Source organism: Shewanella sp. OMA3-2 (assembly GCF_021513195.1).
Classification (GTDB): Bacteria; Pseudomonadota; Gammaproteobacteria; order Enterobacterales; family Shewanellaceae; genus Shewanella.
The window spans coordinates 644258-661680 of the sequence record NZ_CP090974.1 but is presented as its reverse complement, the minus strand read 5'-3'; the positions used below and the strand labels follow the sequence as shown (position 1 = coordinate 661680).

The 17423-nt window shown below is 41.3% G+C and carries 15 protein-coding genes; 8 read left to right on the top strand and 7 right to left on the bottom strand.

All coding sequences use genetic code 11. From position 1 onward, the window contains the following. Positions 1-58: 58 nt before the first annotated feature. The 3 genes from L0B17_RS02990 to greB form a co-directional block, all read right to left on the bottom strand. Positions 59-1720, bottom strand: coding sequence for a phosphoethanolamine transferase (locus L0B17_RS02990; protein WP_235087479.1), 1662 nt, complete (start codon positions 1718-1720; stop codon positions 59-61). A gap of 180 nt (positions 1721-1900) precedes the next feature. Beyond that, positions 1901-4261, bottom strand: a complete 2361-nt coding sequence (locus tag L0B17_RS02985) for a Tex family protein (protein WP_235087477.1) — start codon at positions 4259-4261, stop codon at positions 1901-1903. 482 nt (positions 4262-4743) lie between these two features. Further along, entirely contained in the window at positions 4744-5223 is a 480-nt protein-coding gene (gene greB, locus L0B17_RS02980; protein ID WP_235087476.1) for a transcription elongation factor GreB, read from the bottom strand. A gap of 366 nt (positions 5224-5589) precedes the next feature. Here greB and L0B17_RS02975 point away from each other — a divergent pair, with 366 nt between their 5' ends. The 6 genes from L0B17_RS02975 (at position 5590) to L0B17_RS02955 (ending at position 10383) form a co-directional block, all read left to right on the top strand. Further along, a complete protein-coding gene (locus L0B17_RS02975) occupies positions 5590-6342 on the top strand; it encodes a putative porin (protein ID WP_235087474.1) in 753 nt (250 codons plus the stop codon). A 167-nt stretch (positions 6343-6509) separates the two neighbouring features. After that, positions 6510-7148: a hypothetical protein gene (locus L0B17_RS02970; protein WP_235087472.1), complete on the top strand. Its 639-nt coding sequence runs from the start codon at positions 6510-6512 to the stop codon at positions 7146-7148. Positions 7149-7393: 245 nt separating this feature from the next. After that, positions 7394-7903, top strand: coding sequence for a response regulator (locus L0B17_RS02965; RefSeq protein WP_272491882.1), 510 nt, complete (start codon positions 7394-7396; stop codon positions 7901-7903). Continuing rightward, the gene (locus L0B17_RS18150; RefSeq protein ID WP_272491881.1) at positions 7849-8118 is read left to right on the top strand and encodes a winged helix-turn-helix domain-containing protein; all 270 of its coding nucleotides are present in this window, start codon (positions 7849-7851) and stop codon (positions 8116-8118) included. Before L0B17_RS02965 ends, L0B17_RS18150 begins: the two co-directional genes overlap by 55 nt. 3 nt (positions 8119-8121) lie before the next feature. Further along, positions 8122-9456 carry a two-component system sensor histidine kinase EnvZ gene (envZ, locus tag L0B17_RS02960; protein ID WP_235087471.1) on the top strand — a complete coding sequence of 445 codons (1335 nt, stop codon included), beginning with the start codon at positions 8122-8124 and terminating at the stop codon, positions 9454-9456. 75 nt (positions 9457-9531) lie between these two features. Next, entirely contained in the window at positions 9532-10383 is an 852-nt protein-coding gene (locus L0B17_RS02955) for a hypothetical protein (protein ID WP_235087469.1), read from the top strand. Positions 10384-10464: 81 nt separating this feature from the next. On the opposite strand, the gene hmpA is transcribed toward L0B17_RS02955, so the two are convergent. The 3 genes from hmpA to L0B17_RS02940 all read right to left on the bottom strand — a co-directional run bounded on the left by hmpA (position 10465) and on the right by L0B17_RS02940 (position 13494). Then, positions 10465-11658: an NO-inducible flavohemoprotein gene (hmpA, locus tag L0B17_RS02950; RefSeq protein ID WP_235087468.1), complete on the bottom strand. Its 1194-nt coding sequence runs from the start codon at positions 11656-11658 to the stop codon at positions 10465-10467. A gap of 207 nt (positions 11659-11865) precedes the next feature. Beyond that, positions 11866-12339: a peroxiredoxin gene (locus L0B17_RS02945; protein ID WP_235087466.1), complete on the bottom strand. Its 474-nt coding sequence runs from the start codon at positions 12337-12339 to the stop codon at positions 11866-11868. A 276-nt stretch (positions 12340-12615) separates the two neighbouring features. Beyond that, complete coding sequence (locus L0B17_RS02940) at positions 12616-13494, bottom strand: LysR family transcriptional regulator (RefSeq protein ID WP_235087464.1); 879 nt, start codon at positions 13492-13494, stop codon at positions 12616-12618. Between the two features lie 91 nt (positions 13495-13585). On the opposite strand from L0B17_RS02940, the gene L0B17_RS02935 reads away from it, so the two are divergent. Then, positions 13586-14017, top strand: coding sequence for a PACE efflux transporter (locus L0B17_RS02935; protein WP_235087463.1), 432 nt, complete (start codon positions 13586-13588; stop codon positions 14015-14017). Positions 14018-14132: 115 nt separating this feature from the next. Next, entirely contained in the window at positions 14133-14411 is a 279-nt protein-coding gene (gene ppiC / locus L0B17_RS02930; RefSeq protein ID WP_226412588.1) for a peptidylprolyl isomerase PpiC, read from the top strand. A 358-nt stretch (positions 14412-14769) separates the two neighbouring features. On the opposite strand, the gene L0B17_RS02925 is transcribed toward ppiC, so the two are convergent. Further along, entirely contained in the window at positions 14770-17244 is a 2475-nt protein-coding gene (locus L0B17_RS02925) for an alpha/beta hydrolase family protein (protein ID WP_235087461.1), read from the bottom strand. Between the last annotated feature and the right edge of the window lie 179 nt (positions 17245-17423).

Here is a 17423-nt window from a genome sequence, read left to right as displayed (position 1 = left end):
CCCGCTCATGGCCACACGACTTTAATATCTTACGGCAACAATTTATCGATAAAAACACTTAACCTATTTTGCAATTCTGACTGATATCAAGTTGGCTATTTTTTAAGTGAGTTTGTACTCCATATAAGCCTAACAAGGTATGAAAAAGATTGTCATGTGAGTGCTCACCTTGAGTCGCTTGCTTAACAATACATTTTCGGTCAAGCATTTTTGACTCCGTGTAGCTTTCTGGTAGCCACATCAACCAAGGTACATGAGTTTGTTGACTTGGAGCAATAGCGTAAGGCGTACCATGAAGATAAAGACCTTGTTCGCCTAGAGATTCACCGTGATCAGATAAATACACCATGGCAACATTATATTCAGATGAATATTGTTCTAGTAATGCAATCGTTTGTGCTAACACGTAGTCGGTATACACTAAGGTATTATCATAAACGTTAACGATTTCGGTATCGCTACAGTTCTCAATATCACTGCGTTCACATGCTGGCTCAAAGCGTTGTAAGCTTTTAGGATAACGATTGTAATATGTTGGTCCATGGCTGCCTATAGTGTGCAAAGCGACCATTTGGTTGGTTAATGCTTGCTGATTTTTATTAGCCACTTTCTCACTTAAATAAGCGGATAATTGCTGCACCAGTATTTGATCAAAACAGCTTTGTCCATCGCATAAAGCATTGTCTAAAGAAGCTGATATCTCGTGTTTCACAATACGCGCAGCCACTTCTTTATCGCCACCATCATTGTCAAACCAGACCACTTCAGCACCTGCCTGTTTAATAATATCAAGCACATTATCTTGGGCGTTTGCTTGCTCTCGATGATAATTATTACGGGTAAAGTCTGAAAACATACAAGGCAATGAATGTGCTGTAGCTGTGCCACATGAGGATACATCCTTAACTGCAATCAAACCTAAGTCTGCAGTATAAGGATTGGTATTACGCGCATAGCCATAATAAGCCATATTTTCGGCTCGGGCAGTTTCACCTACAACTAACACAAACAAGGTCGGTTTATTCGATTGTGAAGCGATCATTTTAGCGTCAGTTGCTCGTGCTTTATACACCAGCGGTTTAGTTAAATAAGTATTATTGAGATATTTTACTGTGTTGAAAATATGCGCAGGGATAATCATTTTATTAAGATAGTGATTATTGCGCCCCACTGAAGCGTAATCTTTATAGAAAAATAGCGTTACAACACCGACTAATGCAAAGCCGATAACACCAAGCCCTACGCGATGCAACAAGGTACGAAAGAATCCAGCGGATGAAACTATCGGCGTACACCATAGAAAAATACTCGGTAGCACACCAAATACAACGACATACAAAATAGATCGGGAACTAAGATAAGAAATGGCCTCTGATGAGTTTGTTTCGAATATGTTTTCAATCATAGAATAATCAAATAACACATTGTATTGCAGCATGGCATACATGGCCGCAGCAGAAGAGATAAGCAAAACCGTCAGCAGTGGTTTAAAAATAAATCGTGATGACAATAGGCTAAATATCATCATAAAAAAACCAGTTAACACTACGGCTGGGGTAAGTGAAAAAAACAGGTGTCCGGCTGTCGACAACTGATATATACGCTCAACGATTGGGAAATTAATCACGGTGGCGAAATACAACGCCATTAGCACAATCATCGCCTCTTTAGTCAGTACCACTGTTCGCCAATATTCATTTACTTGTGATATTAATTTCAACTTTTTCGCCTAAGGTAAACTAACTTAGGTGAATAATGCGCAACGGAACTTAAGAAGTACTGAAGAAAAACTGAATGATCACTTATTCAGTTAAACTTCAGTTTATTACAGGCGAAAACAAAAAAAGCGCTTAATAATAAGCGCTTTTTGATGGCATATACCTACTAGCTTACTTTTAGGTTATTTTTTCATCTTAGCCAATGCATCAGCAAACGCATTACCCATGGCGGCATTAGCAGGTGCTTTGGCCTTTGATGGCGCTGAATTTCTGCCTGCATGTGCAGATTTATGGCCTTGGCTAGCTGGCTTACTATTTTTAGCCTGACCCGTATACTGTGGTTTGCTGTCAGTATTAATAGGTTGCGGCGTTTCATCAAGGCGCATGCTTAAGCTGACTCGGCGGCGCTCAATATCCACTTCCATGACTTTAACTTTTACCACATCACCCGCTTTAACCACGGTATGAGGATCGCTAACAAACTTGTCAGTTAGTGAAGATATATGCACTAAACCATCCTGGTGAACACCTACATCAACAAAGGCGCCAAAGTTAGTCACATTGGTGACAACACCTTCAAGGATCATCTCAACCTTAAGATCCTTAAGCTCTTCTACGCCATCTTTGAAATTAGCTGTTTTAAACTCACCACGTGGATCACGTCCGGGTTTATCTAATTCAGCTAAAATATCGGTAATGGTCGGCAAACCAAATGATTCCGTAACAAAAAGCTCAGCTTTGACGCCTTTTAATAACTCGCCATTGCCAATCAATTGAGTGACATCATGTTTAGATGCCGCGGCAATAGACTCAACTATTGAATACGCTTCCGGATGTACAGCGGAACTATCAAGTGGATTATCACCATTACGGATCCGTAAAAAACCGGCGGCTTGCTCAAACGCTTTTGGCCCTAAACGCGCGACTTTCAATAACTGTTTACGGTTAGTGAATTGACCGTGTTCATCACGATAATCGACTACATTTTTCGCTAAGGTTTTGTTGAGCCCGGCCACTTGTGCCAATAACGGTGCAGAGGCCATGTTTAAATCAACACCCACGCTGTTAACACAGTCTTCCACCACAGCTTCAAGCGATTGTGATAACTGACTTTGACTCACATCATGTTGATATTGCCCTACGCCAATGGCTTTAGGTTCAATTTTAACTAATTCAGCTAATGGGTCCTGTAGGCGACGCGCAATTGAGACTGCACCTCGAATCGACACATCTAAATCAGGAAATTCATTCGCGGCAAATTCAGAAGCGGAATAAATAGATGCGCCAGCCTCACTGACCATCACTTTGGTCAATGTTGGACGACTTTCTTTCACCGCCGCAATTAACTCACCTGCCAGCTTGTCGGTTTCACGCGAACCCGTGCCATTACCTATCGCGATAATATCCACTTTATGCATGCCAACCAGATTAGCTAATGTCTTGATTGATTTATCCCACAAATTTTGTGGCGCATGGGGGAAAACCGTTGTGTGGGCGACTAACTTACCTGTGTTATCCACAATGGCAACCTTCACGCCGGTACGAATACCTGGATCTAGCCCCATAGTCGCTTTTGCGCCCGCTGGTGAAGCCATCAGTAAATCACCCAAGTTACGGGCAAATACTTTAATTGCTTCTTCCTCTGCGTTTTCACGCATTTTAGCAATAAACTCGGTTTCCATTTGCAATGCAATTTTAATTCGCCAAGTCGAGGTTACAACGGTTTTTAACCATTGGTCGACACTTGAGTCGGTGAGTTTAAGCTTGAAATGATCGGCAATAATCACTTCGCAGTAACTGCCTTGTTTGGCTTCAGTATCTGGGTCGGCATTCATGCTTAAACTTAAGATGCCTTCGTTACGACCACGAAGCATAGCTAACGCACGGTGTGATGGGACCTTGGTTATTCTTTCACTTTGTTCAAAGTAATCACGGAATTTAGCGCCTTCTTTTTCTTTACCTTTAACCACTTTACTTTCTAACACAGCTTGTTGGGCTAAATGGTTACGAATTTTAAGCACTAGCTCAGCATCTTCGGCAAAACGTTCCATTAAAATAAAACGTGCGCCATCCAGCACGGCTTTAACATCAGTAAAACCTGCTTCAATATTAATAAATTCGGCGGCTTTAACGTCAGCATCTGCACTGCGGTCTGCAAGTAATATATCCACCAATGGCTCAATGCCCGCTTCAATGGCTATTTGTCCTTTAGTGCGACGTTTAGGTTTGTAAGGCAGGTATAAATCTTCAAGGCGAGTTTTACTGTCAGCCTCGTCGATTGCATACTTTAATGCTGGGGTTAACTTACCTTGGGCGTCGATACTGGACAAAATAACTTGGCGTCGATCGCTCATCTCAGTCAAATACCCTAAGCGTGAGTAAAGCTGACGCAGTTGAGTATCATCTAACCCGCCGGTGGCTTCTTTACGATAACGGGCAATAAAGGGCACTGTAGCACCATCATTAAGCAAGGCAATCGTAGCATCGACTTGTTGTTGGCGAACATTCAATTCTTGAGCAATTATTTGGGCAATATTATGCATAGCAGATGTTTATAGGCTTGAATTTTAAAATTGCCTCACAATACCACAAACCAAACAAAATTGGCTGCTGAAGATAGTTTTTACTTAACATGGTCGTTGATATAGTTCACAGCAACTGTGGGAAGTTTAAACTTGCATAGAGTTGGCTAAGTCGATGGGCTGAGCATCATTATCACAGTATTGAATAATGAGAATGTCCAGTTCAGCAGCAAAAGCTTAGCCAATAAACATTCCTGACAACACTGCAGCGATTAATATTGAAAACTTTTCATTGATATTTTTGTAGATAAGTTGCGTCAGCGCGGGGCCTAAGACAATGGCGTCAGACAAAAGCTAAAGCGGAAACTGCGACAAGGTGTCGCAGCCTAGGGCGGGGTTAACAAGTTTGATAAAAGTAGCACCAACAGCCGCACATAAATCAGAATTTAGTCATGTTTATTGCTATCAAAAAAGGATTTGCAAATAACAGTTCTTAAGTTCACTTATTCAGCTTGTCGATAAAATATCTTATTAATATACCAACACTTATCACCATCAGGTGTACTGACAATCGCCTCATCATCCACTTCTTTTTTGAGTAAAGCACGTGCCATAGGGGAATCTATCGAGATGTAATTTTTACGTCCAAAAATTTCATCATAACCAACCACCCGCAATGTCAGTTGTTGGCCATCATCGTTTTCAATCTCTACCCAGGCACCAAAAAACACCTTGCCTTCTTGTTCAGGGGAATAGTCGACCACTTTAAGGTTTTCAATTGCTTTACGTAAGTATCTTACTCGCCAATCAATTTCACGCAGACGTTTTTTATTGTACTGGTAATCAGCATTTTCACTTCTATCACCCAAGCTAGCGGCCCAAGCCACTTTCTTAGTTATTTCTGGTCGTTCTTCACGCCATAAAAAATGCAGTTCTTGCTGTAGTTTTTCAAACCCTTCACGGGTCACAATCGCCGTTCTCATAATAATTTTACAATCACAGTTAGAGGATAAAAAAATTCAATAGCGCAATATATCACGATTAACTCGGTGCAGCTGAATAGCACATAAAACTAATTACAAAGTAGAATGTCAACAGTAAAACCCATTCCATTTAGCAGGTTGACATTTACAAAAAATCTAAGTTTTTTATTAATTTATAAGTTTTAATTTATTTTTAACTGCATTTGCTTTATGGTTTGCGCCGCTAGGAAAGCACACTTCCCAAACCTGAATGTTTTGGAATAAAAAATGTAGTGGATTAAACATCTTGTATGTTGTGTCTATCTCCCAACCTCCCAACCTTGCTTGAATTGCCTAGCGAAAAATAATCAGATAAAGGAATTATTGATGAAAAATGTTACTGCTCTAGCGTTATTATTAAGTTTTGCAAGCTTACCTGCTGTAGCTGCACAAGATACTGCGTTTCAACACGAAGCAGGCTTAAGCTATAACGCTAACTCAGAAGAGTTTGGCGACGGTATTTGGAATGCAAAATATCGCTACTATGTTAGCCCAGTAGATCAAGCAAACGGCCCTTATGCACTTAACGGCTTTTTAGCACAAAAATCTAACGTTGGCGCTAACTACTCAATATTTGATGCTGCTGATGTGGATATTTTAGGTGTTGATGGCACTTATGTGTTTGATTCAAAATGGTTCGTCGGCGGTCAATTTCAACATGTAGAAATTGGTAACAATGACGGTAGCATTTATAGGTTAGATGGGGGTTATTTTTTCAATGATAGCTCAAAAGTAGCCGCTTTCTATATTGATGGCAGTGATGACTTTGAATCACAGTACGGGCTTGAAGTACGCAGTTTTGTTGCACTTGAAACCACTACAGGTATTGACCTTGGTGCATCTTGGACTCACACAGATTATGATGATTTAATCAATATCAATGCCGATTGGTATGTAACTAAAGCTTGGTCTGTAGGTTTAGGTTATGCCGATGCTGGCTCTGATGATGCTTTTATGGTTAAAACCGCATACTGGTTACGCATGTCAGATGCATTCTCTGCCACATTTGGTTTATCAAAAAATCTTGATTCAGATGCTGATGGTTTTGATATAGGTGCAGGTATTGTAGGTCGTTTTTAATACGCCTTAGTTGATACTTAATCAACACCTAAAAAAGAGTCTCTTTATGAGGCTCTTTTTTTATGTGTCATTTTATCAACTATACTCAAACCAATTCCATTAATTATGTGACCAGATAATTAATGGAATGAGTGTAACCTTCAATTTGTACACATAAAGGGAATTATATGTACTCAATATTAAAAAACTTATTTGAAAAGTATCAACTTAGATCGCGATATAAACTGACCATCATATTACCTATATCACTGTGGTTTCATATTGGCTTAGCCCACAGTAATAGTGATTTACCGACTAATGACCTGCCCATAGCGGGCGACTGGCTGTATCAATCGACGCGCCAAATGGCATTGCTGCACATTAATCCTGACACAAGTTATAGCCACGTTTTTATCAACCTCGATGCGCCCAATAGCAGTTTCCACCATTGGGGACGTATCAAGCTGCAAGCGAATATACTGCAATTTATTCCCAGTGAGCTGATGTTTTATCAACAACAATCGTTAGCATTACAAAAAACAGCAGCAACCTACTGGCTTACTCACGACCTTGTGACCCAGCCGATTCAATACTCATTGTCTGCAACCAGTGCGCTACTCACTTTATCCTCTCAGTATGGCGATGTGGATATTCTTGGTCAGCAGTACCAAGCTGTTGAGTCCCATCATACCTTCGGTTATTGGCCTGACAAATTGGCAATTGATAGCAGCTATTTTGTGATTTTTGCTAACGGCTATTATGCCCAAGTTCACAGTAATTTAGATCAAGTCACCGACACCGAGTTTTTGTGGGGAAGATTATTCTAAACATAATTGTACGGTATCATTTGCACTTCTGACTAACAAAGCCTTGTTAATCATCTACAAAATGGGATTTGTTACAATTTTCACACTGTCACTCACACTGATTAAAAACCAATATAATCAATGACATTTAGCAGTAAGCAACTATAAACACACGACTTCAAGCTAAAGTTACTTTTAAGACACTATTAGCCAGACAGTAAACTGGTTATATTAACTAAAAATGCTGAAGGTAAAGGGATATTTTCATGGGCCAAGAAACATCTAAAATTCTCGTTGTTGATGACGACATGCGATTGCGTTCGTTGTTAGAGCGTTATTTAATGGAGCAAGGCTACCAAGTACGCAGTGCCGCCAACGCCGAGCAAATGAATAGACTGCTTGAACGTGAAAACTTTCACTTACTCGTATTAGATTTAATGTTACCTGGTGAAGATGGTTTATCTATCTGTCGTCGTTTACGCCAACAGGAAAACCCAATCCCGATTGTGATGCTTACAGCAAAAGGCGATGAAGTCGACCGTATTATTGGCCTGGAACTAGGCGCCGATGATTATTTACCCAAACCATTTAATCCACGCGAATTACTTGCTCGTATTAAAGCCGTTATGCGCCGACAAATTACCGACGTGCCTGGCGCACCCGCCCAGCAAGAAGAAATGGTTGAATTTGGTGAGTTTTCACTTAATTTAGCCACCCGGAAATGTTTCATGGTGATGAAAGCATTGCGCTCACTAGTGGCGAATTTGCGGTCTTAAAAGTATTAGTTTCCCACCCTCGAGAGCCACTATCGCGCGATAAACTGATGAATCTAGCCCGTGGCCGAGATTATTCCGCCCTAGAGCGTTCAATTGACGTGCAAGTATCGCGTTTACGTCGATTAATTGAAAAAGATGCCGCAAACCCACGCTATATTCAAACAGTTTGGGGTTTAGGCTATGTGTTTGTGCCTGACGGTTCGGCACGTAAGTAAACCGTGCCAGAATCAGCCAAATTAGTATTAAAGTGGTGGCAACGCCTCTTACCTCGAAACGCCTTTAGTCAAACTGTGGTATTGATTGGTAGCTTGCTGCTGATCAATCAACTGGTGTCTTACTGGTCTGTTGCTGTGTACTTTATTAAGCCCAGTTATGAGCAAATTAATCAGCTTATCGCTCGGCAAATCAATATTTTATTTGTTGATGGTGTCGATGTTGGCCGCGAGCACCTATCTATGGTTGACGCGCTTAATGCCAAAGTTCGTCACGATGGCATGACCGTCTACAATATCAAGCAAGCACGTGAAGCAGGCTTAGACAGTGCCGCTTACTATGGTTTTTTATCTGAGCAAATGTCAGGCTATCTAGGTGGTGAAGCTGAAGTACGCTTTTCTCAAGGAGAGACATTAAATGTTTGGATACGCCCACCCCAAGCCCCTACATTATGGATAAAAGTTCCGCTGACTAGCATTAACGAATCTGACTTATCACCACTGACATTATATTTGCTGGTTATCGGTGCGCTCAGTGTTGCTGGCGGTTGGCTATTTGCACGTAAACAGAATAAACCGTTAAAACGATTACAAAAGGCGGCTTTTGCGGTATCAAAAGGCCAGTTCCCAGACCCTTTACCATTAAGTGGTTCGACAGAAATAGTTGAAGTAACCCATGCGTTTAATCAAATGGCGCACAGTATGAAACAACTAGAACAAGATCGCGCATTACTGATGGCCGGTATATCCCACGATTTGCGCACACCTTTAACCCGTATTCGCTTAGCCTCAGAAATGATGGTGGAAGATGACCAATATTTAAAAGACGGCATTGTCGGTGATATAGAAGACATGGATGCCATCATCAACCAATTTATTGCATATATTCGCAATGACGAAGATGTTGAACGTGAATTATTTCAAGTTAATCAGCTAATTCAAGAAATAAGCCAACAAGAAAGTCATCGCACTGGTGTACTAGATATTGATTTAGGGGAATGTCCTGCCATTCTTATTCATCCTGTTGCCATTAAGCGTGTACTGAGTAACTTAGTAGAAAATGCCTTTAGATACGGTAATGGCTGGGTCAAGATATCGTCATTTCAACAAGGTGTATTTGTCGGTTTTTCAGTGGAAGATGATGGTCCAGGTATTGATGAAGATGCAGCTGAAACGCTTTTTCAGCCTTTTACCCAAGGTGACAGTGCTCGTGGCAGCGTAGGTTCAGGCTTAGGCCTAGCGATTATTAAACGTATTGTTGACCGTCATCACGGTAAAGTTAAACTCATCAATCGCCCACAGGGTGGTTTAATCGCTAAAGTGCTACTGCCTAAAAAGTAAGTCGCTCAGATATCGCGTTAGGTATGCTAAAATGATCTTATTGTTAGCAGCCGAAACATTCCTATGACGACACCAATGAACATTCGATTCACGCTTGCTTTATGCACAAGCTACGCGCTATTACTAAGCCCCTCAAGTATTGCTGATGACTCTCCATTTGCGATGTCCGTTATTGCCGGATTAGAGTCTTATCCTGATTCAGAATTTAGCTCACTGTCCCGCGGCATGGGTATGTCATTCATTTGGGATGAATTACGCTATCAGAATACTCTTGAATTGAATAAAAACTACTTCCGCGCCAGAGCAACCTACTATTATGAACGCGACTCAGAATTATATGATGATGATCGTTTTCGTGATTCTATGGATGCTAAAATTCACTATTACCGACCCTTAACAGTATTTGGTGATCAGCAGCAATACTTACTCAGTGGCCACGCTCGTTACGAAGGCCATTACAACAGCCAACAATTAGAAGAATTTGAGCAGCTTGCGGTCGCAGGATTATCACTAAATCGTCGTTTTACTGCAGTGAATAATTATGACTTACGCTTTACCGCAGCTTTAGGCTATAGCGAAGAAGAGAAAGATGATGACTGGCCACGTGAAAGTGGAGGCTTTGGAGTGGAAGCCTTAGGACGTAGCGGTTTAGGTTACTTTTTAGAATGGGATAACCGCTACACATTTAGCCATTCCAATGTGCAAATTCAAGCAAGCTTGAGCCGTTTTGATGGGCGTTGGCAATACGATGATGGCAAATTTTATGTTGTTAACAAACTCACTTTTGGTGTTATTGTTCCGCTAGGTGATGAAAACAATCTACTGCATTTTGTCAGCCAATATATTCAACGCGATTACGAGCAAGACTTAATAGGCTTTGATGACGTGTTATATCGTGTTGGCGCTGAATATATTCACTATTTTTAATTATACGCAGTGCCGTTTATGCAATAAAAATGGACGCTATTAGCGTCCATTTTTACTTGAATAAGGTTCACATAAAGTCGATTACAAGTCTGAATGTGGCCCAAACACTTCATAGTGCAACTGATCTTCTGGTACATTCAGCGCTAATAATTGCTGTTTAACCACCTTCATAAACCCGATAGGCCCACAGAAGTAGTAGCGTGCATTAGACACCATTCGTCCTGCAATTTTTTCTAACTCGACAGTACCATCAAAATCATAATCTTCAGCAGGTAAATCGGTCGCTAATGGCTTGCGATACCACACATAACGGTCTAAATGAGTATTCTTTGCCACCTGATCCGAGGTACACACTTTAAAAGCATGTTGCTCTCCGTCTTCACAAGCATGGACCCAAGTGATATTGCCACTATGTGACTTTAATAACAGTTGGTTCAACATACTCTTCATTGGTGTTAATCCAACACCCGCCGACAATAGCACCACAGGAGTATCATTACTGGCGTTAAGCACAAAATCACCCGCTGGCGCGACAACATCAATCACATCGCCTTCTTGGTAATAATCATGCAATAGATTAGATACTTTTCCTTCTGACTCTCGCTTAACGCTGATCCGATAAGAGCAACCATTTGGCGCATCCGAAAGTGAATATTGGCGGGTCTCTTTATGCGCTAATTGATTGTTAGTAATCGATACGCTGAGATACTGTCCAGGAATAAAATCCGCAACTGGCAAACCATCTTCAGGGACAAGAATAAAAGAAGTGATAACTGATGATTCTTTGCGTTTCGCCTTAATCACAAAACGGCGCGTTCCTTCCCAGCCACCTTTTTTAGCCGCCGTTTGTTGATATAACTGCGCCTCACGATTAATGAAAATATCAGCTAAAAAACCATAAGCCTTACCCCACGCTGTTAACACCTCGTCGGTAACCGCGTCGCCGCCTAGCTCTTTTAGCGTGGCTAACAAATGACCGCCAACTATCGAATATTGTTCAGGTTTAATTAAAAAACCTGTGTGTTTGTGTGCAATGCGCTCAACAGCTGCACCTAAGGCCTCCAGGTTATCAATATTCTTCGCATACGCAGCCACGGCATTGAATAATGCAACAGGCTGGCCGCCAGTATGCTGATGCGCTAAGTTAAACACATCTTTCAATTCCGGATTATGGGCAAACATCCGTTGATAGAAATGCTGCGTTAACGCAGGACCAGCAGACTCTAGTAACGGTATCGTGCTTTTAATAATCTCTTTGGTATGTTGATCTAACATAAACAACCTTAACATGTATATAATATGAATGTTTTGACGCATACTAAACATCTATTTGATTTAGATCAATTATTTTTGCATTAACATTATTTCAGGTAAGACACATTGAAACGCGGTAATGCTGTGAAAATAAAAAAGCACGCCAATCAAAGTGATGATGGCGTGCTTTTTTAATTCATCATCACGTGAAAGTGATGAAAGAGAAGCTTATAGGGCGGCTAATATCGCTTCAGCTGTGCTGACTTCAAATGCTTTTGGCGCTTCAACGTTTAATACGCTAACGACACCCTTATCAATTACCATGGCATAGCGTTGTGAACGCACGCCACCAAAGCCTGCAGTATCCATTTCTAATCCTAATGCTTTAGTAAAGCTAGCGTCGCCGTCGGCAAGCATCATTAACTCGCTGGCATTTTGCGCTTCGCCCCAAGCTTTCATCACGAATGCATCATTGACTGATACACACGCAATTAAATCAACACCTTTGGCTTTTAATTGATCAGCTAAAACAACATAGCCTGGTAAATGTGCTTCTGAACACGTTGGCGTAAATGCACCTGGTACGGCAAATAACACGACTTTTTTATCAGCAAATAATTCAGCAACATTATGGTTTACCATACCGTCTTTAGTTAATTGGCCTAATGTACCTACTGGTAAAGTTTGTCCTTGAGTAATCATGTTTGTTCCTTAATGGTGAGGTTATTAAAGGCATTGTCGAAATGCCACTGTATAAAATAGAAGTTGATGCTTATAACTGATTATGACTGATAATTATGACAATTTATTGCTATAGCTCATTGCTAACGCGCATTATTGACACTCGGCTATCAAGACATTGTCATCAATCATATCGTCGAATTGCTGGTCTCATTGTACGTCTGCAAAGATAAATTAGTCCAAACTAATTTATCGCTTTAAACAATAACCTTTAATGATCTTCCTAGCAAAGTCAGTCTACTGCAAAATAGTCGCAAACAATTGCCGAATGCGTTTATGCATAGGATCTGTGCTGCAATTTTGATGCTGAATAATATCAACATTCACATGCCAGCGTAATTCTTCAAACTCGATGGGCAATTTCACTATACGACCCGCCGCTAAATCGTCCTGGGCAATATGGGTTGGTAAAAAGCTCCAGCCAAAACCGCTAACCGTTAATGCCAGTAGCATAAAGTAATTATCCGCATGCCAAATATCTGGGCTATGGGCTTGATGAAACGTACTTTGCTTCGCATTACGGGCGCTGATCAATAATTGTCGATGTAGTTTTAACATATCAATATGCATAGCGGTACTTTGCGCCAACGGATGATGGCTTGAAACAAACACATCAAATGTCAGTGCGCCGAGGTTTTCAAAATCAATATCGCTTGGTAAGGCTTGCTCGCTAAAAATCACCCCTGTTGTTGCCCTGCCTGAACTGACCATATCAATAATGTCAGTACTGGCCGCTGACAAACATTCAATCGATAATTGCGGATACTTTGCCGCTAACACGCCTAATTGAGCGGTAATACCCGCTAAAGGAATACCTTCATCAATTGCCAGCACTAATGTTGAATGGCCATGCATAGTAAGATGCAATGCTTGATGCTGTAATCGCTTATGTTGCTGTAACACAGCTTTTGCATGAGCAACTAAATTATGGCCGCTGTCGGTTAATACCGGATATCGACCACTGCGGTCAAATAAATCGCACTGGCAATCTATTTCCAAATTCAATACATGCTGACTTACAGCAGATTGCGCCTTACCTAAAGCGCGCGCAGCCGCCGAAAATGACCCTTTCTCAACCGTAGTAACAAAAGCTTCTAACTGTTCAAGACTAAACATATCGTTTTACCTTATAGTATCTAACTTTAAAGTATCGAAATTCATGATATTAATATAGTTATTATATTGTGTTATAGCATCAGGATATCAAATGAACAGAACTGAGCGGATTTTTCATGCCATCGCATTTGAACTTATTGCACTGCTATTTATTGTTCTCATAGCGCATGTATTCAGTGATGAAAAAGCCAATAGCTTAGTGGTGGTCAGTATATTACTCAGCCTATACACGGTGGCATGGAATTATGTTTATAACATTTTGTTTGATAAGGTATTTGGCCATAACCGACTTGATCGTTCTATGATGAAAAGGGTAATACATGCTCTGGGGTTTGAGGGGGGTATTGTCTTTTTATCTGTACCATTAATTGCATGGTTACTGGATGTTAGTCTGATGGCAGCATTGGCATTAGAAGCTGGTTTTTTAGTATTTTTCTTTTTCTATGCGATTGGCTTTAACTGGTGCTATGACAAATTTCAACCATTTCAAAAGCTCAAAACACGCCTATGCTCATCCCGATAGTGACTCTACGTCGACAATAACCGTTGATGAAGTAGGCTACACAAGCGAGGTTAGCAACCTGGGTAAGCAGTGATATAATGCCGCCATTAGCGATATTTTATAAAAGGTTTACCCCATGGCTCGCACAGCTAGCGCATTACATATTTTAGTTAAACACAAAGAACTGGCTGACGACATTATGGCCAAACTTAAAAAAGGCGCCAAATTTGATGTGCTAGCTAAGCAACACTCTAGCTGCCCATCAGGTAAAAAAGGCGGTAGTTTAGGTGAGTTCAAACAAGGCCAAATGGTGCCGCCATTTGATAAAGTCTGCTTCAGCGGCGAGCTCATCACGCCGCATTTAGTCAAAACCAAATTTGGCTGGCATGTGGTAAAAGTGCTTTACAGAACATAGAGTTAAGGCTGCCATAATTGATTCATTTATGCCCAAAAGAGTGTTCCAAATATGGCCAGCGGCCACTAAGGTCGTGAGCGTGGCATCCATGCCAAGCTCACGGCCTTTTCTTGATGACCTCAATTCAAATTGAGTCTGGAAGGTTCACAAATACGTTAACTCTTGTTCTGATTTAGCTTTTGCCACAATCACAAATCAAGCTAAATCTAAGAGATAAAAATTCACTCTTTTACGCCCATGAAGAGTTTTGTCGGGCTCTTATCGCCTTTCAGCCACGAAGCCACAGTGTCCACATCCGATTGAAATCAATCAGCCCCGCATTGCGAGGCTGATTGTTTATATTGCACGACCAAATGGATTATTTTTTGGTTTCAGGATAAAGGCTATTCCACCACTCGGGTTCATCTTTTAACTTAAGATCAAACCATGCGATTGTGGTATCCCACCAGTCGAACCGTACTTGGCGAGTATTGATATGATGGTCTTGGTCGTTAAACTCAACTAATTCAACTTCTTTACCTAATATCTTAAGTGCTGTGTACATGTAATGACTTTCACCTACAGGCACGTTAGTGTCTGCATTACCGTGGATCAGTAATAGCGGTGTGGTGATTTTATCGGCGTGATACAAAGGACTTTGCTCAACGTAGAGATCAGGATTGTTCCACGGAAAACTGCCGCGACTGGCGACGCCAGAATAACCATAACCCCACCAGCCATGTCCCCAGTAAGATGATAAATTACTGATCCCCGCGTGTGACATTGATGCAGCAAAAATATCGGTTTGGGTGGCTAGATACATGGTCATAAAACCGCCGTATGATGCGCCCATATTACCTACTCGTTTGGGGTCAACAAAGCTGTGGGCATTTAAGAAAGCTTTAGTGCCATCAATAATATCTTCGGCACTGTATTTACCCCATGCATTAACATGACGGCCACTAAAAGCTTGCCCATAACCGGTTGCACCATTAGGTTGTAATACATACACCACATATCCCTGTGCTGCCCAGAGGTTGAATGGCCAGCGACCCGTAAAGTGGCGCCCTACCGGTGAAGTACCGCCATAGTAATACACTAGCGCAGGGTACTTTTTATTAGCATCAAAGTCAGTGGGTAAATACACCCGACCATCAATGTTATGACCATGCTTATTGGTAAAATCAAAGTCTTCAATTTTACCTAAACGCGTCGCGGCGTAGCTTTGTTTTTGACTATCAAACAGTACCTGCTTTCGGCTGGAATTAACGGTCATTTTGTAGGCTTTTTGCGGTATCGTCGCTGAAGTACCAGCAAAGACTATAGTTGGCGTAGATTGCTTTGTTGCCACACTAAAGCTGTCGACCATATCGACACCTGTGTCTATTTTACTGAAACGACTTTTACTTTTATCAAACAAATACAATGGTGAACGATCACCTTCGGTTACCGTTAATACCACATCGTCATTTTCTAGTTTGGTCATACTGCCAATGGCAGGGTCAAAGTCTTTGCTTAACGCACTAACAACGCCCTTGCTGTCTCGCCAGTATAGTTGGCCATCATAGTCATTCACTTCAATGGTGTTATCTTGTATGCCTACGCCATCCATAAAGCGAGGGCCGGCGGTAATATACATACCGTCATCGGCATATAATGCATCGCTAAAACTACGGTATTCGCCAATGAAGGTTTCAGTTAGGTTAGCTAGATTTAACTCAATTAGCTGGGTTAAGCCATGTGCGGGTTCGGTATAATTAACTGGCGAGCGGACCAATAATAATGTGCCTTTATCAGCATTACTGTCTAACAAGTCGCTGCTGATTTTATTGTCGGTTAACTGACGCATAAAACCTGAAGCGACATCTAATTGATAAATTTGGTTAGTGTCACGCCAGTAACTCCAGCGGTCTTCTAATGCTTGAAAACGTTTTGAGGTGGCTTTGTCATCGGCTTTAAAAGGTTTTTGCCAGCTAAACAACAAGCTGTTGCCGTACCAATGTAAACCCGACACATTGTCCATATCTGTCGCGGCTACTTGAATGCTTAAATCAGCAATATTAAGTAATTGAATTTGTTTATTGGCTACAAATGCCAGTTGTTTACTGTCGTTTGACCACTCCGCACTGCTTGGGCGGTTGTCTTGCCAACGATACATCACGCTATTGTCTGCTACATTACGCAGCTCTGCCACCTGAACAGCATTGTCGCCTTGACCCGCTTGATATTCGAGAGTCGATTGCAGCAAGTATTTGCCATTTGGCGACAAATTTAAACTGTTGATCACTTTGGCGTCAAATAGCTGTTGCGCTGATAAACGTTGGCTTTTTTGTTGGCTAAAATCCAACTGATCAACATCACTATTGCCCTGCCAATCTAAACTGAAAGGCTCATCAGCTTTCTGGCCATCGGCCAAAATTAAAATTTGATAGTCGCCATTGGCTAAGGTTAATTTCACGTCATTGGCCGACTTGACCAATTGACCATTCAAATATACCTGCGGGTTTTCAAGCCCTTTTACTGTTAGTGTACCTTGGGTAAATCGCTGGGTAGCTACAGGTAACTGATACGCTAACCAACCCTCAGCCTCAACTTTAGATGAGGCCGCTTGCCAGGTCAGTTTTTGATTAAATATTTGCACTGGCTTAGGCTCAACTTGACTAAGTTGTTCAACTAAATTAGCAATCAAATTAGCCCGTAAAACATCCGCATGTTCGCCTTTTGATAATGGTGCTGCGGTGATCTGGCTGACTGGCCCTAAGCGCTGAATGTAGCGGGTATCTATTTCAGCCCCGTGGGCAATGCCTGAAATAGCCATGGCTAAACTGGTCAACACCAGTGTAAAAGCTTTCATGAAGAGTCCTTGTTGTCGTTATTATATTGATGTTTTTTATCTATTTTATGCATAGTAGTTTGACAAAAATAGCTTAGCAATGCACCCGATTTTAGTCTGTAGCAAAGAATTGAATTGCAAACAGATGTGAATAGCAAAATCTATAAAGTCATCGAGTTAAAGCTGGGATTTATGTAAAT